Source organism: Actinophytocola sp. KF-1 (assembly GCF_054661535.1).
This window is the reverse complement of sequence record NZ_BAAFVK010000004.1, coordinates 137192-157117: the sequence shown is the minus strand read 5'-3', so window position 1 is coordinate 157117 and position 19926 is coordinate 137192. Positions and strand designations below refer to the sequence as shown.

Sequence of the window (19926 nt, the reverse complement as noted above, 5' to 3'; positions counted from 1 at the left end):
GGTCCTCCTACCAGGATCAGTTCGTTTCCGGCTGGCCTGTCCTGGCCTGTTCGATCGTGCGCCGGAGCCAGCCCGGGACCGCCTCGGCGGGCCGAGGGTAGGTCGCGAGGTCGCGCTCGAAGTACGCGGGCGGGATCGGCGGCTCCCACAGCGGGTCGTGGTCGTAGTTGTAGAAGATACGGAACTCGCCCGGCGGGTTGATCACGTACCTCGCCGACAGCCACGCGCCGCGCTGCGGGTCGTACATCAGCTTGCGCAGCTCCAGCAGCGCCTGCCCGGCCGCGGCGGGCGGCTCGACCTCGGGGGTGGACATGTCGGGCATGATCACCGTGAGACCGAAGTCCTGCACCCCCTCGGCGATCTTCGCGATCAGGTCGATCCGGCGCCACCCCTGCGGTGCGGCGCCGATCAGCGCCGCACCGATCTGCTGCAGCAGTTCCTCGTACCGCTTCTGGCGGGCCTGCTCGTCCCAGGGCTCAGACATCGTGTCGCGTTTCTCCTGCTAGTTGTCGTAACGCCGGAAGTGCAGCCTGATCCTGCCACTGCTGTCCCGCATGACCCACCGCTCGTGCACGACCGTCGGCTGGGCCGGGTTGCCGGTGTGCGAGCCCTCGGTGACGAAGTCGTGCCACAGGTGGGTGGTGCCGCGGCGCTGCTCGCGCCCAGCCTCCATGTCCTGGCCGTACCAGGTCTCCCTGGACGGCTGGCCCTTCTGCGGCCGGTTCTCGTCGCTGTCCTGCGGGAACTGGTTCCGCGCGTCGGGTGCGCCGTCCGCCCCGGTCGGCCGGATGTGGCCGCCGTCGGTGCCGGAGCCCAGCGCCGCGATCAGGTCCTGCGCCTCCTGGCTGCGCGGCGCCGAGTGCCCGTAGGTGCGCTCGTCGGTCGCGTGGTAGGTCACGCCGTGGTCGTTCGTCACGTAGACGTCCTGACCGTTGATGCGCGTGACCGTGTTCGGCGGGAGGTTGTTGAGCTCCGGGTTGAGGTCGTTGACCAGGACGTTGTTGTTCGCGCCCGCGCCAGGGCTCGACCACGTGTCGATCGCCACGACCCGCGCCGTGCCCGTGTTCGGGTCCGCGTCACCGGTGTAGAGCGTGGTCGTGCCGTGCGGCGTGGTGTGCACGATCTGCGAGTTCGGCGGCCAGCAGTCCCGGTCGGACAGCGCGTCGCCGCGTGTCGGCGGCCGGACCCTCGGGTCGGTCGGCGGCAGACCCGGCACCGGGAAGTTGACCGTGCCACCCGTCGGGGCCGGCGGGTTCCAGTCCGTGTACCGGGGCGGCAGCCCGGCCGCGTCGGTCGTGTAGACGTGCTCCGAGCCGCCCACCGTGATCCGGTAGGTGGTGTTCGGTTCCGGGTACGACGCGTCCGGGTTCTGGTCCGCGCCGACCGCCTTGATGCCGTCGCGGGTGTTGGACACCTCGAGGTCGGCGTGGGTGATCGTGCCGGTCCCGTCGGTGTAGTACGTGCCCCGGCCCGGGACGTTGTACTGCGAGTTCGGGGTGAGCCCGGTCCGCCCGATCAGCCGCTCGCCGTCGCGCAGCGGCCGGTGCGGGTCGTTCTGGTTCGCCGCCGCGGCCGCGTTGTTGTCGACGGTGATCGTGTGCGGCGCACCGGGGTCGGTGACCGCCGGCGGGTGCCACGGCGACTGGATGCGGCCGCGGTCGACGTCGTCCCCGAACCGCAGCGGTTGCCCGCTGTCCTGCGTCGGCGTCGGGGTGGGTCCGTCGTCCGGGGTGCCCGCGGCGTCGCCGGGCGTGCCGTCCGGCGTGGCGGGGGACTGCGTGTCGACGGGCAGGCCGTTGCTGCCGGTGTCGCGCATGCCGCCGTCCGGGTCGAACGCCCGCCAGCCGCCGTCCGGCGGGATGGTCGGCCGGGCGCGGCCGCGGTCGTCCACGCTGTCCACACTGGACGAGTACGGCGTGGTGTTCTGCTCGCCGGACCAGGACCGCTCGGTCGGCGCGATGACCTGCGCGCCGGACGCCCGTGCCAGGTCGGCGGCCAGCCCGTCGGGGCTGCGGCCCGCCTCGCACCCGTTGAGGATGATCGGGTCGGTGCCGTTCCAGCCCATGTGGCGGGCAAGGTCGGCGAGGTCGGCGCCGTTGAGCTGCTGACCGTTGACGATCGCGTGCTGCCCGTCGCTGTGCACGTCGAGGACGAAGTGCCCGTCGATCGGGGCGACCGCGTTCGCCGCGTCGCGGGTGCGGACGTCCGACGGGTCGAACAGCGCGCCGCCCGCCGGGGTGCGGAAGCTGCTGTTGTCCGCGATCTGCTGCAGGTTGTCCGGCAGCGGTGGCGTCGTGTCCGTGCCGTCCGGCCCGTCGGTGCTGTCCGGTCCGTCGGTGCTGTCCGGTCCGTCGCTGGTGTCCGGCCCGTCGGCCGGGTCGATGCCGTTGTGGGCGTCGTCCACCGAGATGGTGTCGGTGTTCTGCGTGCCGTCCCCGTTGTCCCGGCCGAACGACTCGGGCAGCACCCGGCCGTCGGCGGGCGGCACGTGCACCTCGCGGATCGTGCCGTCGGCGATCAGCTGCGCCAGCTTGACGTCCTCCGGCAGCGTGAACTGCCTGCCGCCGCCGGGCTGCCCCAGCGCGGGTGCCACGTCCGCCAGCGTCCCCGGCAACCCGTTCGGGTCCTCGACGACGTACACGTGGTAGCCGACCTCCGCGTTGTCCGGGAAGATCGCCCGGTCGCGGTAGTGGTACGGCTGGCCGTCCGTGCCCAGCGGGGACAGGAACCGGCCGGACTCGGCCCCGAACCGGTCGAGCACCGTGCCGCGGGGGAGCGTGACCTGCCGCTCCGACCCGGGCACCGCACCGTCGTTCGGCGGCCACTGGTTGGACATGAAGGTGCCGTCAGGGCGGTGGTGCGCGTTGAACTCCTCGCGCGTCCCGTGCTCACCCCACGGGTTGTGGTCCGCGATGAGCGGCGCCACCCGCTGGTCGTAGCTGCCCATCCCGTTGGAGCGGTCCCCGCCCATCGGGATGTACTCGCCCATGTCGGCGAAGTCGTGCTCACCCTGCCGGTTGCCGAGGTAGTTGAGCGGCACGCCGTTCTCGTCGACCTTCGGTCCGTCGTCGGTGTCACCCTTGACCGGCGGCGCGTCGGTGTCGCTGTCGGTGCTCGTGTCGGTGTCGGTGTCCGTCGAGTCGGGCGTCGGCCCGTCGGCGTCCTCGCCGTTGATCGCGGGGTCGGCATCGGGCGGCGTGCTGTCCGGCGGCGTGCTGTCGTCGGGCGACCGGGAGACGTCCGGTTCCGGCGAGCGCGACACGTCCGGTTCGGGGGCCGTGTCCGGCGTGCCGTCGGGGCGGGGGCCCGCGTCCGGCTGCGGGCTGCCGTCCGGACGGGTTGGGCTGCCGGGTTGGGTGCTGTCCGGTCGGGCCGGGCCGCCCGGTTGGGTGCTGTCGGGTCGGGCCGGGCTGCCGGGCTGGGTGTCGGTGCGGTTGGTGGGGCTGCCCGGTTGGGTGCTGTCGGGTCGGGCCGGGCTGCCGGGCTGGGTGTCGGTGCGGTTGGTGGGGCTGCCCGGTTGGGTGCCGTCGGGTCGGGTTGGGCTGCCGGGCTGGGTGTCGGTGCGGTTGGTCGGTCCGCCTGGCTGGGTGCCGTCGGGTCGGGTGATGGGGCTGCCCGGTTGGGTGTCGGTGCGGGTGGTGGGTCCGCCTGGTTGCGTGCCGTCGGTGCGGGACGGGCCACCTGGTTGCGTGCCCGCGTCGGGGCGGGGGCCGCCCGGGTGGGTGGTCACGTCCGGGCGGGTCGGGCCGCCGGGCTGGGTCGCCGGGCCGCCTGGGCGGGGGCCACCGGTGCCGTCGGGGCGGGTCGGGCCGGCGGGTTGCGTGCCGGGGCGGGACGGGCCGCCGGGGGTGCCCGCGTCCGGACGGGTGGGGCCGCCGGGCTGGGGGCGGTTCAGCGCGTCCGGGTTCGGGCCGAAGCCCTGGTTCGGGTTGGCGCCGGGCCCGAACGGGCGGGCGCCGGGACCGAACTCCGGACGTCCGGACGGGCCGCCACCCTGCTGCGGGCCGCCGAAGCCGCCTGCCGCCGGCGGTGGGGACGTGAAGCCCTGGTTCGGCTGCGACTGCGGCTGCGACGGGATGCCGCGCTGGTCGGGCTGCCCGCCGCGGTCGGTGTACGTGCCCGGGTCGGCGAACGCCGACGGGGCCGCGGTGCTCGCGTCCGTCGAGTAGCCGGAACCGTCGCCGGGGCGGCCGTTCGGGCCGCCGCCGGGCGTGCCGCCCATGGGTGCGCCGCCGCCCATCGGGGCGAAGCCGCCCTGGTTGGGGCCGTCGCCGCCGGGGGAGTTGAAGCCGGTCGGTGTCGGGCCGAAGCCGCCCGGGGTGCCGGTGCCCGGGTTGCCGTTCGGGGTCGGGCCACCGTTGGGGGTGTAGCCGCCGGGGCCTGGGGTCGGACCACCTGGGGTGGGTCCGCCCACGGTCGGGCTCGGGGTCGGACCACCCGTGATCGGACTGCCGGGGGTCGGGCCGTTGGGCGTGGGACCGCTCGTGGACAGACTCGCGGGGTTCGGGCCACCCGGGGTGGGCCCACCTGCGATCGGGCCGCCCGGCGTGGGTCCACCGGGAGTCGGACCGCCCGGAGTCGGGCCACCTGGGGTTGGACCGCCCGGAGTCGGGCCACCTGGGGTTGGACCGCCCGGAGTCGGGCCGCCCGGAGTCGGGCCACCTGGGGTCGGACCGCCTGCCGCGGGTCCGCCTGGGGTTGGGCCACCTGGGGTCGGACCGCCTGCCGCGGGTCCGCCTGGGGTTGGGCCACCTGGGGTCGGACCGCCTGCCGCGGGTCCGCCTGGGGTTGGGCCGCCCGCGGTCGGACCGCCCGCCGCGGGGCCACCTGGCGTCGGGCCGCCTGCGGAAGGACCACCTGTAGTCGGACCACCCGGGTTGGGCCCACCTGGGGTCGGGCCACCGGCGGACGGACCGCCGGGGCCACCCGGGGTCGAGGCAGCGCTGGGCCCACCGGGGCTGGAAGCACCCGGCGTCGGACCGTGGGTGGAGCTGCCTGGCGTGGACCCGCCCGGCGTCGAACCCGGGTTGCTGCCACCCGGCGTGGAACCGCCCGGGGTGGACCCACCAGGGGTGGAGCCACCTGGCGAGGAGCTACCCGGGGTGGAGGCACCGGGGGAGGAACTGCCCGGGGTGGAGCCACCGGGGGAGGAGTTGCCCGGGGAGGAACTGCCCGGGGTGGAGCCACCGGGGGAGGAGTTGCCCGGGGAGGAACTGCCCGGGGTGGAGCCACCGGGGGAGGAACTGCCCGGGGAGGAACTGCCCGGGGTGGAACCGCCGGGGGTGGAACCGCCCGGGGAGCTGGAGCCTGGGCTCGAGTAGCCGCTCGGCGAACTCGGTGCCGGTCCGCTCGGCCGAGGGGGGCCTCCCGGCGTCTGGGACGGCGACCCACCCGGCTGACCACCCGGCTGACCACCCGGCGTGTACCCGCCCGGCGAGTGCTGCGACCCGCCGTCACCCGGCCCGCCCGTCGGGAACCGCGGCGGCGCGCTCGTGCCCGGCGTGCTGGACGTCGACGGCCCGTCGGGCGTCGGCGAGAAGCCGCTCGCGGACGTGGTGCTGTCCGGCGTACGGGTCGACGGGGTCGACGGGGCCGGGCCGCCCGGCGTGTTGGCACCGGGCGACGACGGCGACGACGGCGACGACGACGGCGATGGCGACGACGGCGAAGGCGTCGGCGGGCCGTCGGGCGAGCCGGGCGTGCCCGGGGTGCCGGGGGAACCCGGCGTGCCCGGGATGTTCGGGCTGCCCGGCGTGTTCACGTCCGGCGTGTCGAAGTGGGTCTTGGCGCCACCGATGCCGCCGCCGACACCGCCCGAGACGCCTGCCTTGAGGAGGTCGCCCGCGGTGATGTCCTGGCCGGTGACCGCGGCGGTGGCGACCGTCGACGCGACGCCTTCCACGCCGCCGCGGACGGCGCCCTCCACGATGTTGCCGCCCAGGCCGGTGGCCCTCGTGGGCACGAAGTCGAGGCCGCCGCCGATGGCGCCCGAGATGGCGCCCGACAGGGCGGCGTTGCCGGTCTTGCTCCAGTCCCAGCTGGTGCGGTCGCCCTTCGCCATCTGCAGGCCCTGGATGGCGACGTCGATGCCGACCTCGATCAGGACCTCCTTGAGGATGGCCATGATCAGCTGGCGGAAGATCATCTGTACGGTGATGCGGGTGGCGGCCTGCGCGACGGGGATGCCCGCCGTGGACGCGCCGAACGTGCCGAACGCCGCGGCGATCATGGCGGCGATCTCGATCGCCAGCAGGATCAGCGCGGCGATGATCGAGTACTTGGCGTACTCCACCTCGAGCGCGCAGTTGTCGCACGAGTCGCCGAGGCCCTCGCAGGCCTCCTGCAGCTGGGTGAGGTAGGCCTCCGAGCCCTCGACGAACTTGTTCCAGTACTGCTCGAACGCGTCCGCCGCCTTGCCGTCCATCCCGGCCATGGCCTGGTCGGCCGCGGTCTTCGCCTGGGCGATGACCTCGCCGATGTCGACGGCCCCGGCACGCCAGGCGTCACCCAGCGCGCGGAGCTTGTCCTCGTCGCCCTCCGGCCAGCTCTCGCCGACGACGATCGGGAACAGCCAGGTGATCTCTGGTGGGATGGTGATCGACAACTGCTCAGCCTTCCATCGCCCGGTAGCCGTCGCGGCTCTTGGTGTCGACGTTGTCGTACGAGTTCGCCGATTCCACGAGCGCGGTCTTGATCGCGTGCAGCGCCTCGGCCAGCGAGCCGATGGCGTCGCGGACCTTCTGGGCGTTGGGCACGTAGTCCTTGGCGAACGTCTGCCCGGACTCGTCGTTGCCCCAGCACTGGCCCTGCGCGTCGAGCGCGCTGCCGAGCGTCGTCCCCGCCTGGCTCAGCGCGTCACCCGAGGCGCCGAAGCCGTCGGCCCCGCGCCGGAGCCGGTCGGTCTGGACGTTGAATCCGTCAGGCATGGGCGCCTAGTCCCTCCCGTAGATGCTGCTGCCGTTCTCGTCGTCGTCCTCGTCGCGGCGCGACCGCGGACGCGACGAGCGGTCGTCGTCGGCCGCCGTGTCCTCGGGGGCCGGTGGGCGCAGCAGGTCGGCGAACGACGGCGCGCCCTCGAAGAGGTTGGACAGGTCCGGGGTGTCCTCCGTGAGCGGCGCGAGCGCGCCCTCGACCTGCTCGCGCGCCGAGCGGGCCGCCGCCTGCGCGGTCTGCACCACGGCCTTGGCCAGGCTCTCCGGCGTGTGCCGGTCGAACGCGGCCCAGGAGAACTCGATGTTGGTGAGCACACCGGCGGGGTTCACCTCGGCGCGGACGAGCCCGTCCTCCGAGGTGGCCTTGCCGGTGACCGCGTTCGCCCTGGCCTGCGCGTCGGCGAGGTCGGCTGTGCGGCGCCGCAGGTCGCTCATGAGCGCGGCGACGTTCTCGCGCATGGCGGCGTTGCGCGCCTCCAGCTGCGCCCTGCGGTCGTCTCGTTCGGACATCGTTCTGCTTCCCCCTCGCGGGACTGTCACGGGCTCCGACGCACCGGCACCCGGATCGGATTCATCGAACACCGACTTTTTTCACGGTGACCTGTGCGACGCGGCTACAGCTTCACACACACCACCGACAGCGGTGGGCACAACCCACAAGATCGACACGAAACGCCACCGGCGACCCGATCGGGTGATCGGATCGCCGGTGGCGGGGTGACGCGCTGTCAGGCCGACGTCGGGTCAGATCGCCGTGCGGAACGGGCCGGGCCGCAGCGCGCGGGAGACGATCTTGGGCGACGGCAGCTCGATGAACGTCTCGATCGTGTAACCGGACTCGAACGTCATCGAGTGCGGCGGTGCGGCCGCGAGACCGGTGCGGTCGAAGCGCCGGTACGCGACCGTACCGCGCGGCGTCACCGCACGCGGCGGGCGCGTCAGGACTTTGCGCGCGTGGCGCGGTTGTTGGCCTTCTGCAGCGCCACCACCAGTTCACGCTTCGACATCGTCGAGCGGCCCCGGATGTCCAGCTTCTTCGCCAGTTCGTACAGGTGCCGCTTGCTGGCGTTGGCGTCCACACCACCCGCGGTCCGGCCGGGACGTGACGTCCGGCGGGCGGCCTGGCGGTCGGAAGGACCCTTGCGGGGCTTGGGTTCCCAGTGGTCGCCGACCTTCTCGAACGAGTGCTTCAGCGCCGAGAACGCGGTCCGGTGGGCGCGTTCGCCTTCGCCGTACGTCTGCACCGCCGAGTCGTGTGCTTCGCTCCACGTGCGTTGCGCCTTCTCCGGTGAGCGGCGCAGTGTGCTGGGGAGTTCCTGCTTCGCAGGCATGGTGAATCCTCTCCGGCCGCGGTTTTGCCGTGCGGACCTGTGGGTAGTCGCTCGGAATCCGATCGTGAGGGGATCGAGCGTCATGTCCTGGGTCAACGTCGCGTTCACGCGCCTGCTCGTGGGGGAGATCGTCCACCTTGCCCTCAAGGTGCTCGCCCCCGGCATGCACGTGGACCACCTGCTCGTCGTCATCAGCGTCTTCTTCGTCACCACCGCCTTCGGTGTCGTGCCGGGCTCCAAGGCCACTACCGGCGGGTCGCGTTGAGGATGCGGAGCACGTCCGCGTCGGTCAGCTGCCGGAAGTCCGCGTAGGCCTGGCCCACCGCGTAGAAGTACGGCGGCACGTGCAGGCACACGATCTCGTCGACGTACCCGGCCAGCTCGCGTTCCGCCTGACCGGCACACGTGGGCGCGGCCAGCACCAGCCGGCGCGGCCGCTGTTCCCGCAACCACAACAGGGCGGCACGTGCCGTCACGCCCGTCGCCAGGCCGTCGTCGACCAGGATCACCTCGCGGCCGGTCACGGCCGGCGCCGGTCTGCCGTCCCGGTAGCGGTCGCGGCGGCGGGCGATCTCGGCGCGCTCCTCGCGGATCGTGGCCGCCAGCTGGTCGTCCGTGACACCGAGATCGGCCAGGGTGTCCCAGTCCAGCACCGGCTCGCCGTCCTCGGCCAGCGCGCCGACGCCGAACTCCGGCTGGCCGGGCGCGCCGATCTTGCGCGCGACGACGATGTCCAGGTCGCCGCCCGTGGCAGCGGCGATCTCCGCGGCGACCGGCACACCGCCGCGGGGCAGCGCCAGCACCAGCGGCCGCTCCGTGCGGACGTGCGCGGCGAGCCTGCCGGCCAGTTCCTTGCCCGCGTGCTCCCGGTCGATGAACCGCGTGGTCATCACTGTCGATCTACCGGCTGTCGGGCGCATGCCCATCGGGTAACCGCCGACGGGCACTGTCAACCGCTGGACCGTTTCAGACGGTCCGGTTCACCGCCTCAGCGGTCGTCGCGTGCCTGGTCGGCGTCCTTCTCCGGCTGGGGCGCCGCGGTGTCGCGCTGCGGCGGGCCGCCCAGTTCGTTGACCAGTTCGTCGAAGATGGGCGTGGTCATCACGCTCTGCTCGGACATGGATCCTCCCCGGTTCCCCTGTCGAACGCGGCGCTCCCACACGCCCCGCTCGAACTGGACACTACTGCGCCGCGCTCCCGGGGTGTCAAGTGGACTGGCGGGCGATCAGCACGGCCCCCGGCACGCGTGCGGTCGGGTCGAGGGTCGTGATGGCCTCGACCGTGAAACCCGCCTGGCTCAGCCACGCCGCCATGCGCGCGGGCGGACGGCGGTGGATGTGGACGTCCATCGCGTGGCCGCCGTAGCCGTTCGTCTTGTGCGTGGTGCCGTTGCCCGAGTGGAAACCGGCCATCACCACGCCGCCCGGCCGGACGACCCGGTGGAAATGTGCCAGTGCCACCGGCACTTCGTCGTCGGGGACGTGGATCAGCGACCACCACGCGAGGAGGCCCGTGACCGACGCGCCGGGGAGGCGGAGGTCGGTCATCGAGCCCACCTCGAACCGGATGCCGGGGTGGTCGTCGCGCGCCACCTCGATCATGCCGGGCGACAGGTCGATGCCGAACGCGTCCAGGCCGAGGTCGTGCAGGAACCGCGTGACGTGGCCGGGTCCGCAGCCCACGTCCACCACCGGGCCGTCGCCCGCAGCGCGCACCAGGTCGGCGAACAACGTCACCATGCCGCGCATGTAGGGCCGCTCGGTCATGCTGTCCCGCAGCCGCGACGCGTACGCCGCCGCCACCGCGTCGTACGACGTCCTGGTGTTCGTGAGCCACTGCACGCCGTCAGTCAAGCAGCGCGGACGTGGTGCCGTACGCGAGGAACGCGGCGCCGAGCCCGGCGACGATCGTCACGACCACGTTCAGCACGGCGTAGAAGTACGCCCGCTGCTCCGCCAGCCGCAGCGTCTCGTAGCTGAACGTGCTGTACGTGGTGAGCGCGCCGCAGAACCCCACACCCGCCAGCGCGAGCACCCCGTGCGGGACCGCGGCGCCCGCGCCGGCGAGCACGCCGAGCACGAGGCTGCCCACCACGTTCACCGTCAACGTGCCCCACGGGAACAGGCTGTCGTGGCGGGACTGGACGAGCCGGTCGGTGAGGTACCGCAGCGGCGCCCCGACCGCGGCGCCGAGGAACACGAGCACGGCCGTCACCGGCGCACCACCTCGACCTCGTCGACCACGGCCATGCCCTCGGTGACGAGGTCGTCCAGCCGCGGCAGGAACCCGCGGATCCGTTCCTCGGCGTCGACGATGAGGACGACCACGGGCAGGTCCTCGGTGAGGCTGAGGATCCGGTCCGTGTGCACCACGGACGTCGCGCCGTAGCCCTCGCACCCGCGCATGACGGTGGCGCCCGCCAGGCCCGCTTCGTGGGCCCGGCGCACGATCTCGTGGTGGACGGGCCGGTGGTGCCAGGTGTCGTCCCCGCCGACGAACACGGTCAGCCGCAGCGCACGCATCACGCCCCCGTGCCGCGGACGGCCAGCCGCGTGAGCCACACGGCGGCGAGCACCGCGAGCAGCGCGCTGGCGAGCGTGCCCACCAGGTAGGCGAACGCGACGCCGACGGACCCCGGCCGCAGCAGGCCGTGGATCTCGACGGCGTACGTGGAGAACGTGGTGAACCCGCCGAGGAACCCGACGCCGAGGAACGGCCGCACCAGCCGGTGCGCCGTCCACACCTCGGTGACGAGCACCATCAGCACCCCGATGAGGAAGCAGCCGCTGACGTTGGTGAGGAACGTGGCCCACGGGACGTGGCCTGGTGCCGCGGGCAGCGCGGTGGCCAGGCCGTAGCGGGCGAGCGCGCCGAGACCACCGCCGAGCGAGATCACGCCGAGCACCGGCAGATGCCCGCGGACCAGTTCCCGGCGGTGTGCCGGGACCCGCAGGTCGACGTCCGGATCGATCGGTTCGGTTCTGGTCATGCTCGGTTCCGGACGATACCCGGCGCGTGGCGGACGACCTCCACCTCGTCGAGCATGACGAGGCCGTCGATCTCCAGTTCGTCCAGTCGCGGCAGGAACGCCCGGATCTTCTCCTCGGCGTCGACGATGACGACCACCATCGACCGGTCCTCGGAGAGCCGGAACAGGTGCGTGGTGTGGATCCGGGAGTTCGCGCCGTACCCCTCGATGCCCGGCACGACGGTGGCGCCTGCCAGCCCCGCCTGGTGCGCGCGCCGCACGACCTCGGCGTACACGGGCCGGTGCTGCCACTGGTCGCGCAGGCCGACGATGACGGTCAGCCGCAGCGCACGTCCGGACGGTGTCACGCCCCCGAGTACACGCCGCGGCCGGTGCCCGGTCAACCGGAGACGGACGCGGCCGCGACCAGCGCCCCGTCGGTCCGCACCTCGAACGCGCGTGCCCTGGCGGCCACCGCCGGGTCGAGCGCCCGCGCCAGCGCCTCGGTGAGCTCCCCGGTGGCGCCGATGCCCAGTGCGGTGACGCGTTCGGCGAAGTAGTGCTGGTCGTAGTGCTGCGGGACCACCACCTGCGGTGCGCGGGCGAGGGCCGCCGCGGTCGTGGTGCCCGCGCCGCCGTGGTGCACGACGGCGGCGACCCGGCCGAACAACGCCGGGAGGTTGGCCTCCGCGATGGTCAGGCAGTCCGGGGCCGGTTCGGGGGCCAGGCCGCCCCAGCCGCGCAGCACGATCGCGCGCCTGCCCAGTGCCCTGACCGCGCCGACCGCCGCGGCGCCGGTGGTGTTCGGTGCGAGCGTGCTGCCGAACCCCACGTAGACCGGTGGTTCGCCGTCGTCCAGGAACGCGGAGACTTCGGGCGCGAGCGGACGGTCGTCGGGCAGCAGCCAGGCACCGGTCTGCGTCGCCGCGAGATCGGGCGGCGCGGGCGCGAGCGCCGGGTCGGCGGCCAGCAGCGGCCGGTCGGTGAGGATGTGGGCGAGCACGTCGGTGACCGGGTCCAGGCCCGCCGCGGCGCGGTGCTCGTTCAGCGCGGGCCCGAACGTGGCGGTGCGGCGCTCCGCCTCGTGCGCCCACGCGGTGGCGGGGTCCTCGCCCGGCCGCTGCCCGGGCAGGCGGGGCGGCAGGTGGTGCGGCGACGGGAACGCGATCGGGCTGTAGTCGGCGAAGACGTACCGGATGCCCAGCGACTCGGCCACCGACGGCGCCGCGACCTGCAACTGGTTGCAGCCGACGAGCACGTCGCAGTCCGCGGCGGCCGTCCGCAGCGCCGCGAACTGCCCGGCGACCATGTCGGCGACCGCGGTCCTCGGGTCCACGGCCCGTGCCCCGGTCCGCAGCTCCGGCCCGACCGGCACGAACGGCAGGCCGTGCTCCCCGGCGAACGCCCGGAAGTCCGGCGGCGCGCACAGCCTGGCCTCGTGCCCCAGCTCCCGCAGCCGGACCCCGAGCGCCACCAACGGCTGGACGTCACCCCGTGACCCGATCGTGGACAGCAGTACACGCATGGGAACCCCCTCGAACTCGGCTGTGGGCGCCGATTGTTCGCCGGGGACGGGGTCTTGCCGCAAGACCGGGGGTGCGCTATACGTTCCAATGGGCGGTGAAGTCGGCGACCGCCGCGCAGAACGCGTCGCACTCCTCGTTGCTGACCGCCAGGCTCAGCGCGATCATGCCGCGGCGCGCCAGGTGGAAACCACGCGCCAGCATCTCCAGGTGGAACAGCTCCCGGTACTCGGGCGCGGGCCGCATGTCGCGTGGCGTGCGGATCTCGCCGGTTCCGAAGTGGACGGTGAGCATGCTGCCCATGCCGGTCCACGTCATCGGGGTGCCCTCGGCGATCTCGTTCAGCCTGGCGCGCAGGCGTTCGCCGCGGTCGAACAGCTCGCGGGCGGCGGGCGGCGGGAACAGCTGCGTGAGCCCCGCGTACCCGGCGGCCATGCTGAGCACGTTGTTGTTGAACGTCCCGGCGTGCGCCACGTACCCGGGCCTGCGCGGGTCGTACATCGCCATCACGTCCGCACGGCCGCCGAACGCGCCGAACGTCATGCCCCCGCCCGTGTACTTGCCGAGCGTGGTCAGGTCCGGGGTGATCCCGAGCAGCTCCTGCATGCCGCCGCCCGACATCCGGGACGTCATCACCTCGTCGAAGACCAGCAGCGCGCCCGTCTCGTCGGCGCGGCGGCGCAGGAACGCGAGGAACGCCGGGTCGGCCGGCAGGCAGCCGCCGCTGCCCAGCACCGGTTCGACCAGGATCGCGGCCAGGTCGTCCGCATACCGGTCGAGCACGGCCGTCGTGTCGGCGAGGTCGTTGTACTCGGCGACCACGAACCGGTGCGGCACGTTCAGGGGGAAGTCCCTGTCGCCGAAGGACAGCACGGAACCGTGGTAGGCGCCGGTGAACACGAGGATCGTGTCGCGGCCGGTGTAGGTGGTCGCGGTCGCGAGGGCCAGCAGGTTCGCCTCGGTGCCGGAGTTGGTGAACCGCACCAGCTCCAGGCTCGGGAAGCGTTCGCACAGCACACCCGCGAGCAGCGCCTCGTCCGTGTTGTGCGCGCCGTAGTTCCACCCGCGGTCGAGCGCGCCCTCGACGGCCTTGCGGATCACCGGGTGGTCGTGCCCGTACAGGCCGGCCGTGTAGTCGCCGAGCAGGTCGACGTACGTGTGCCCGTCCAGGTCGGTCAGGCGGGAACCCTCGGCGCGGGCCATGGTGAGCGGGAACGGCGGGTAGAACAGCGTGGTCCGCGTGTTGCCGCCCGGCAGGTGCGCGGCCGCCCGCTCGTGCGCGGCCCGGCTCGCCGGGTTGTCCGCGACGAACCGGGCCCGTGCCCGCGCCAGCGCGTCGTCGAGCGCGGACATGTCAGGCGGCCTCGGGCAGCGCCGGGAAGAACCGGTCGCGGATCCTGGCGATCGTGCGGAAGTCCTCACTGGACACGTCGTCCATGGAGATCTCGGTGCCCAGCTCGGACTCGATCAGGTACAGCAGCTCCACGAAGTGCATCGAGTTGAGCACACCGGTGAGCACCAGGTCCTCGTCCTCGCCGATGGGCCCGGCGTCGGGGCACTTCGCGTACAGGAAGTCGGTGATGAATGCGGGGACGCTCATGACGCCTCCTTGACGGGGTTGATCCGGACGGTGGGGGCCACGTCGCAATCGTGGCGCGCCACCCTCGCACCGACCTCGAACGCCGTCGGCACGAGCCGGTTCGTGCGCAGCGCGACCGCCGGGTCGGTCAGCAGCGGGTTCGCGCCCGGCACGCCCGCGGCGAACCCGGAGAAGATCGGGTCGACGACCTTGGTCTCGCCGTCGTCGTCGGTGACCTCCACCCACGCGTGCACCAGGTCGAGCATGCCGACGACCCAGCCGATCCTGGTGGTCGCCGCGTACCCGGCCGCGCGGCAGCGGCGCGCCAGCCACCGGCTCGCCGACTCGCACGTCGCCACCCGGTGCGTGGTCACCAGCGACTCGTCCTCGCGCAGCGCGTCGGGCAGCCTCACCCACCGCACGCCCAGCGCGGCGAACTCCTCGACCAGCCCGCGCAGCACCGGTGACCGCAGCGGCACCGCCCTGCCCTCGGTGCGGATGGTCGCGGTGACCGTGGTCGCCGCGACCTCGTCCGCCTCCGGCGGCGGGGTGACCGCGCCGCCGTACACGTCCGGTCGCGGCACCGCCAGCACCACGTCCGCGCACGCGCACTTCGCGGTGAGGGTGAACGACAGCGTGCGCGGGGCGAGCAGCGACTCGGCCGAGCCGCGCATCCACCGCAGCGAGAACGCGAACGCCTGCTCCGGCACCGTCCGCCCGGTGCCGGAGTGCAGCGCGAGGTTGAACAGGTCACGGCCGTCGAACCGGTCGTCCCGCACGGTCAGCCCACTGTGGACCAGCGTGTCGAGCGTCCGGTCGTCGCAGCCGAGCAGCTGCGCGGCCGCGGCCCGGTCGGTGTCCGGCACGTGGTGCTCGGGCGGGATCAGGTAGATCCCGTCCAGCGACAGCGCGGTGGTCATGAGCCGACCTTCACCGGGCAGTCCCGCCACATCGTGCGGACGACCGCGCCGGTCCGCAGCACGTACTCGTCGCGCAGCTCCCAGCCCAGCATCTCGTTGATCCGCACCTGCTCCTCGCCGGCCGAGGTCTCGAGGTAGCCCGGCAGGCCGAGCGCGTCCGCCCGTGCCTGGCCCGCGCGCAGCAGCGCGTACCCGACACCCGGGGCGTCGTCCCGCCTGCCCAGCACCGCGTACCACACGTGCGGCTCCTTCGGCTTCATCCGTTCCAGGTCGTTCGAGACCCGCACGAGGCGGGCCACGGCGACCGGCCCGGCGAACACGCACGCGAACGACCGCAGCAGCCAGCCCCACCACGGGGTGGGCCGTTCCCCGTGGGTGTAGGAGATCATCACCCCGTCGAGCCGGTCACCGCGGACCGCGACGAGCGTGAACCCCTTCTCCCACCGGCAGATCACGAGCTCCGCCAGGTACAGCAGCGTCAGCCCGGCCTGCTTGCGCCACCGGGCGACGTCACCCGCCGCCGCCCAGATCGTGCCGTCCCGGTAGGCGTGCGCCAGCAGCCGCGCCGCCCGCCACGTCTCGCCCCACCGGAGGTCGCGCGTCTCCAGCCGCATGGCACACCTCTTCTCAGGCAGCTGCCTTGTACACGGTCTGCATCTTGTGCGAGAACCACTCGCCGACCGTGACCCGCTCCAGGTCCGACTCGGCACTCGCCTCGGCCAGCGGCCGCATGGGCTCGATCGTGGCGTCGTGGTTGGGCAGGTAGAAGAACGGGATCGAGATCCGCGACCGCAGCGCGGCGTCGGGCGGCGTGACCACGCGGTGCACGGTCGACGCCCAGCGGCCACCGGTCCAGAACGCCATCAGGTCGCCGATGTTCACCACGAAGCTGCCCGGGATCGACGGCACGTCCAGCCAGTCGTCGCCGCGCTGCACCTGCAGGCCGCCCAGCTCGTCCTCGATGTACAGGACGGTCAGGCTGCCCCAGTCGGTGTGCTTCTCCCGCCGCAGCGCCTCGGGGTCGGGCTCGGCGTAGTAGTAGTTCGCGAGGATCAGCGACACGTGGTTGTCGAACTTGTCGTCGAAGAACCGCTCCGGCAGGCCCAGCGCCAGCGCGAACAGCCGCATGATGTCCGCCGACAGGTCGGTCATCGCCGCGATGTAGTCGTACCAGGTCGCCTTGAAGTCCTCGTCCGGCCAGATGTTCGCGGCCTTCCACGTCGCGGGGTGGTCGCCGAGCGCGGCGCGCTCCTCCTCGGGCAGGTCACCGGTCACGTGCGCGGCGAACGCCTCGTACGGGCCGCCGACCCGGCGCAGGCCCGACACGCCGGAACCCTGGTTGAGGCTGCGGTCCTTCTCCTCCTCGGGGCTGGTGAAGAAGCCCTTCGTGGTCGCGTACATGCGGTTGACCAGCTCGGGCGCCACCCCGTGGCCGGTCACGGTGAAGAACCCGGACGTCTCGCACGCCTTGCCGATCGCGGCGGCGATGGCCGCCCTGCCCTCCTCGGTGTCCCGAGTGGACAGGTCGATGACCGGCACGAACTCGTCGCTGTCTCGTGTATTCATCTCGCACCCCGTCCCGTGGTGTCTCAGGCAGCGGCCTTCGGTGCGGCCACCTGCTCCTCCGGCGCGCGGACCGGCAGGTCCTTCGCGATCTTGCGGATGTTCCTGGCGTTCGCCTCGAGCACGTCGATGGCCGGGATGCCGGCGTGCAGCGGCACGGCCGGGGCCTGCGCGGCCTTGTCGATGTCGGTCAGCAGCGTGGGCAGGCAGCGGGGGAACAGCGAGCGCACGAAGCTCGCGCGCTGCCACTCGCGGCGCGCGCTGGAGATCGGGTCGCGCCACTTGACCTCGCCGAGCCGGAAGCGGTTCGCCCGCACGAGCCCGCGGCGGAACTCCTTGTACGGCACCAGCTCCAGCCCGAGCCGCTCGGCGAGCTGCTCGTTCGTCACCGGCGTCACGGGGTAGCTGATCGGCCGCGGCGCGGGCGACAGCGCGTTGTTCAGCACCGCCCTGGCCAGCACATCCCCGGCCACCATCGGGTTGGTGCCGCCGAACTGGTAGGTCTTGCCCTGCTGCACCATGTGCCAGACCATGTTCCAGAACGAGTACTCCATGCCCGGGTCCTTGAACCGGGTGCCGGGCCCGCCGAGCGCGAACGGCGCCTGGTACACGTGGATCGGCACGCCCGCGCGGTTCATCGCCAGCGACAGGTGCTTCACGATGAACTTCATCTTGCTGTAGCCGCAGAAGAAGAAGCTCGGCCGGTAGAAGTCACGCAGCTTCGTGTAGACCTCGCTGCCGACCGAGCCGATCACGTGCAGCGTCTTGTACCTGCGGGTGAGGCAGAACTCGGCGAGGGTGAGCGTCGGCAGGACCTTCTCGCGGCGGTACCGGGAGTACGGGTACTCGTGCGTGGTGCCGCCCGCCGCGTCGATCACGACGTCCACCTGCGACAGGAGTTCCTCGTAGGTCGCCTCGTCCTGGCCGAACGACGGGTCGAGGTAGCTGCCCTCGAGCACCACCAGCTTGTCCGACTCCGGCAGCGCCATCTTGTACTTGCGCGCCTGCCGGGCGATGCGGGCCGCGCCGGAGTTCGTCCCCTTCGGACGGACCAGCGCGTACACCTTCTCCACCCGCTCGTCGTCGAGCAGGTCGTGCAGGAAGTGGATGCCGACGAACCCGTTGCCGCCCAGCAGGAGCACGGTCTTGCGTTCGTCGTCGGCGCGGCGCGGCAGCGCCCGCGAGACGATGGCCGGGTCGGCCGAGTAACGGAGGGACAGCAGCTTCGGCCTTCCGGTGAGTAACGCGAGCCGGTCGCTGTTGTGCCGCAGGGTGATTCGCATGGGTTCCGCCTGTTCGTGAGGGGTGGTCGGGGGTGCCGCTATGCCACGCGGCGGTCGAGGTGCTGCCAGAACCGTTCCCGCAGCTCGCGCCGCAGGATCTTGCCGCTGGGGTTGCGGGGGAGCGCGCCGACGAGCTCGAAGCCGGAGGGGATCTTGAAGTCGGCGATGCGGCCGCGGAGGAACGCGACCAGCTGGCGGGTCGTCAGGGTCTCGCCCTGCCGTGGCACCACGAAGCAGTGCACGACCTCGCCCCAGTGCTCGTGCGGCACGCCGACCGCGGCGGCCTCCAGCACGGCCGGGTGCGCGGCGACGGCGTTCTCGATCTCCGCCGGGTACACGTTCTCGCCCGCGACGATGATGGTGTCCTTGATGCGGTCGCGGATGAACAGGAACCCGTCGTCGTCGAGGTAGCCAGCGTCACCGGTGTGCAGCCAGCCGTCGACGAGCGTCGCGGCGGTCGCGTCCGGCAGGCCCCAGTACCCGAGCATCGCGGCCGGGGTCCGCAGGCACACCTCGCCGACCTGCCCGGCAGGCAGCGGCGCGCCGTCCTCGTCGACGATCTTGACGTCGACCCCCGGGTAGGGGTGGCCCGCCGCCTGCATGCGCGGCCCGCCGGGCACGTGCTCGGACGGTGGCAGGCACACGGCCGTGTTCCCGCTCTCGGACAGGCCGTAGATCTGGGCGAAGTCGCAGTCGAACGTCCGGATGCAGCGTTCGAGCAGCGCCTCGGAGATGGGGGACCCGCCGTAGACGATCTTGCGCAGGGACGCGAAGTCCGTGCGGCGGGGGCGCGGCGGCGCGAGCATCATCTGCATCTGCGCGGGCACCATGCACGCGGTGGTGACGCCGAGGTCGCGGATGCGGCGCACGACCTGGTGCCCGGCGAACACCGGCACCGACACCATCGTGATGCCCGCGCTGAATCCCTGGATCGCCCACCACAGGCCGCCGATGTGGAAGCCGGGGATGCCGATGAGGCTCACGTCGCCGGGGCGCCAGTCGATCCAGTCCAGCCCGGCGGACACCAGCGCGTCCTTCACGGCGAAGAAGCTGCGGTGCGCCAGCACCACGCCCTTCGGGTTGCCGGTGGTGCCGCTCGTGTACACCTGCGCGAGCGGGTGGTCCTCGCCGAACGCCGGTGCGAGGTCGGTGTCGTCGGTGCCGCGCCAGTCGGCGAGCGCGGGGATGGGCACGATCCGCCGCAGCCGCGGCAGGTCGGCCTTCAGCTTCGCGGTGACGTCGAGGAACTCCTCGTCGGCGAACAGGAGCGTGGTGCCCGAGTCGAGCAGGATGTGGTGGATCTCGGCGGGGGTGAGGCGCCAGTTGACCGGCACCAGCACCGCGCCCGCCTTCGCGGCGGCGAAGAGGATGTCGTAGTACTGCTCGGACTCCTTGCCGAGGTACGCGACCCGGTCGCCGGCCTCCACACCGGACCGGTGCATGGCGTTCGCGGTCCTGGTGCTGGAACGGTGCAGGCCGCCGTAGGTGACCATGCGGTCCTCGCAGATCACGGCGACGTGGTCGGGCCGCTCGTGGGCGCGGTGGGCGATCACGTCGTGCACCGTGCGCAGGTGCGGCACGTGCGTGCCGGTCACGCGGCCACCTCCCGCACGTAGTCCACGATCGCCGCCTCGGACACCAGGTCCGGGATGACGTTCGGGTCGACCTCCACACCGAACTCCTGCTCGAGCGCCAGCGCGAGCTGCACCTGGCGCAGCGAACTCCAGCCGGGCACCGTCTCGGGCGACAGCCGGGCAGGCAGCTCACCAGGCGACATCGACAACACCGACGCGATCACGTCGCGTACACGCCCCTCTAACATGTGCA

Annotated in this window: 23 protein-coding genes; 1 reads left to right on the top strand and 22 read right to left on the bottom strand. The window is 72.8% G+C overall.

Going from position 1 to position 19926, the window contains the following annotated elements; all coding sequences use genetic code 11:
- Nucleotides 1–16: 16 nt before the first annotated feature.
- The 6 genes from ACYQ77_RS13810 to ACYQ77_RS13785 all read right to left on the bottom strand — a co-directional run bounded on the left by ACYQ77_RS13810 (nt 17) and on the right by ACYQ77_RS13785 (nt 8263).
- A complete protein-coding gene (locus ACYQ77_RS13810; RefSeq protein ID WP_459711048.1) occupies nt 17–484 on the bottom strand; it encodes a hypothetical protein in 468 nt (155 codons plus the stop codon).
- Between the two features lie 18 nt (nt 485–502).
- Nucleotides 503–6604, bottom strand: a complete 6102-nt coding sequence (locus ACYQ77_RS13805) for a WXG100-like domain-containing protein (RefSeq protein ID WP_459711045.1) — start codon at nt 6602–6604, stop codon at nt 503–505.
- Between the two features lie 4 nt (nt 6605–6608).
- Nucleotides 6609–6926 carry a WXG100 family type VII secretion target gene (locus ACYQ77_RS13800; RefSeq protein ID WP_459711043.1) on the bottom strand — a complete coding sequence of 106 codons (318 nt, stop codon included), beginning with the start codon at nt 6924–6926 and terminating at the stop codon, nt 6609–6611.
- A 6-nt stretch (nt 6927–6932) separates the two neighbouring features.
- A complete protein-coding gene (locus ACYQ77_RS13795) occupies nt 6933–7442 on the bottom strand; it encodes a YbaB/EbfC family nucleoid-associated protein (RefSeq protein ID WP_459711041.1) in 510 nt (169 codons plus the stop codon).
- 234 nt (nt 7443–7676) lie between these two features.
- A complete protein-coding gene (locus tag ACYQ77_RS13790; RefSeq protein ID WP_459711039.1) occupies nt 7677–7853 on the bottom strand; it encodes a hypothetical protein in 177 nt (58 codons plus the stop codon).
- A 17-nt stretch (nt 7854–7870) separates the two neighbouring features.
- Nucleotides 7871–8263, bottom strand: coding sequence for a ChaB family protein (locus ACYQ77_RS13785; RefSeq protein ID WP_459711037.1), 393 nt, complete (start codon nt 8261–8263; stop codon nt 7871–7873).
- An 82-nt stretch (nt 8264–8345) separates the two neighbouring features.
- Between ACYQ77_RS13785 and ACYQ77_RS13780 the strand changes: the two genes are divergently transcribed.
- Nucleotides 8346–8528, top strand: a complete 183-nt coding sequence (locus ACYQ77_RS13780; protein WP_459711035.1) for a hypothetical protein — start codon at nt 8346–8348, stop codon at nt 8526–8528.
- On the opposite strand, the gene ACYQ77_RS13775 is transcribed toward ACYQ77_RS13780, so the two are convergent.
- The 16 genes from ACYQ77_RS13775 to ACYQ77_RS13700 all read right to left on the bottom strand — a co-directional run bounded on the left by ACYQ77_RS13775 (nt 8509) and on the right by ACYQ77_RS13700 (nt 19921).
- The gene (locus tag ACYQ77_RS13775) at nt 8509–9153 is read right to left on the bottom strand and encodes a phosphoribosyltransferase (protein WP_459711032.1); all 645 of its coding nucleotides are present in this window, start codon (nt 9151–9153) and stop codon (nt 8509–8511) included. The genes ACYQ77_RS13780 and ACYQ77_RS13775 overlap by 20 nt on opposite strands.
- Nucleotides 9154–9251: 98 nt before the next feature.
- Complete coding sequence (locus ACYQ77_RS13770; protein WP_459711031.1) at nt 9252–9383, bottom strand: hypothetical protein; 132 nt, start codon at nt 9381–9383, stop codon at nt 9252–9254.
- 85 nt (nt 9384–9468) lie between these two features.
- Entirely contained in the window at nt 9469–10104 is a 636-nt protein-coding gene (locus ACYQ77_RS13765) for a class I SAM-dependent DNA methyltransferase (RefSeq protein ID WP_459711029.1), read from the bottom strand.
- 4 nt (nt 10105–10108) lie between these two features.
- Nucleotides 10109–10477, bottom strand: coding sequence for a fluoride efflux transporter CrcB (gene crcB, locus ACYQ77_RS13760; protein WP_459711027.1), 369 nt, complete (start codon nt 10475–10477; stop codon nt 10109–10111).
- Nucleotides 10474–10785: a DUF190 domain-containing protein gene (locus tag ACYQ77_RS13755; protein WP_459711026.1), complete on the bottom strand. Its 312-nt coding sequence runs from the start codon at nt 10783–10785 to the stop codon at nt 10474–10476. Before ACYQ77_RS13755 ends, crcB (ACYQ77_RS13760) begins: the two co-directional genes overlap by 4 nt.
- On the bottom strand, nt 10785–11252 hold the full coding sequence (crcB, locus tag ACYQ77_RS13750) for a fluoride efflux transporter CrcB (RefSeq protein WP_459711024.1): 468 nt from the start codon (nt 11250–11252) through the stop codon (nt 10785–10787). The genes ACYQ77_RS13755 and crcB (ACYQ77_RS13750) overlap by 1 nt, the downstream gene beginning before the upstream one ends.
- Nucleotides 11249–11599: a DUF190 domain-containing protein gene (locus ACYQ77_RS13745; RefSeq protein WP_459711021.1), complete on the bottom strand. Its 351-nt coding sequence runs from the start codon at nt 11597–11599 to the stop codon at nt 11249–11251. The genes crcB (ACYQ77_RS13750) and ACYQ77_RS13745 overlap by 4 nt, the downstream gene beginning before the upstream one ends.
- A gap of 32 nt (nt 11600–11631) precedes the next feature.
- A complete protein-coding gene (locus tag ACYQ77_RS13740; protein WP_459711019.1) occupies nt 11632–12756 on the bottom strand; it encodes a glycosyltransferase in 1125 nt (374 codons plus the stop codon).
- Nucleotides 12757–12832: 76 nt separating this feature from the next.
- Nucleotides 12833–14107: an aspartate aminotransferase family protein gene (locus ACYQ77_RS13735; RefSeq protein WP_459711017.1), complete on the bottom strand. Its 1275-nt coding sequence runs from the start codon at nt 14105–14107 to the stop codon at nt 12833–12835.
- A gap of 1 nt (nt 14108) precedes the next feature.
- The gene (locus ACYQ77_RS13730) at nt 14109–14354 is read right to left on the bottom strand and encodes an acyl carrier protein (RefSeq protein WP_459711016.1); all 246 of its coding nucleotides are present in this window, start codon (nt 14352–14354) and stop codon (nt 14109–14111) included.
- On the bottom strand, nt 14351–15253 hold the full coding sequence (locus ACYQ77_RS13725) for a transglutaminase domain-containing protein (RefSeq protein ID WP_459711014.1): 903 nt from the start codon (nt 15251–15253) through the stop codon (nt 14351–14353). Before ACYQ77_RS13725 ends, ACYQ77_RS13730 begins: the two co-directional genes overlap by 4 nt.
- Nucleotides 15250–15867 (bottom strand): hypothetical protein, encoded by a 618-nt coding sequence (locus tag ACYQ77_RS13720; protein WP_459711013.1) that lies wholly within the window; start codon nt 15865–15867, stop codon nt 15250–15252. Before ACYQ77_RS13720 ends, ACYQ77_RS13725 begins: the two co-directional genes overlap by 4 nt.
- 13 nt (nt 15868–15880) lie before the next feature.
- Nucleotides 15881–16819 carry an isopenicillin N synthase family dioxygenase gene (locus ACYQ77_RS13715; RefSeq protein ID WP_459711011.1) on the bottom strand — a complete coding sequence of 313 codons (939 nt, stop codon included), beginning with the start codon at nt 16817–16819 and terminating at the stop codon, nt 15881–15883.
- A 23-nt stretch (nt 16820–16842) separates the two neighbouring features.
- Entirely contained in the window at nt 16843–18099 is a 1257-nt protein-coding gene (locus ACYQ77_RS13710; RefSeq protein ID WP_459711009.1) for an SDR family oxidoreductase, read from the bottom strand.
- A gap of 38 nt (nt 18100–18137) precedes the next feature.
- Nucleotides 18138–19694 carry a long-chain-fatty-acid--CoA ligase gene (locus ACYQ77_RS13705; protein WP_459711007.1) on the bottom strand — a complete coding sequence of 519 codons (1557 nt, stop codon included), beginning with the start codon at nt 19692–19694 and terminating at the stop codon, nt 18138–18140.
- Nucleotides 19691–19921 carry an acyl carrier protein gene (locus tag ACYQ77_RS13700; protein ID WP_459711005.1) on the bottom strand — a complete coding sequence of 77 codons (231 nt, stop codon included), beginning with the start codon at nt 19919–19921 and terminating at the stop codon, nt 19691–19693. Before ACYQ77_RS13700 ends, ACYQ77_RS13705 begins: the two co-directional genes overlap by 4 nt.
- Between the last annotated feature and the right edge of the window lie 5 nt (nt 19922–19926).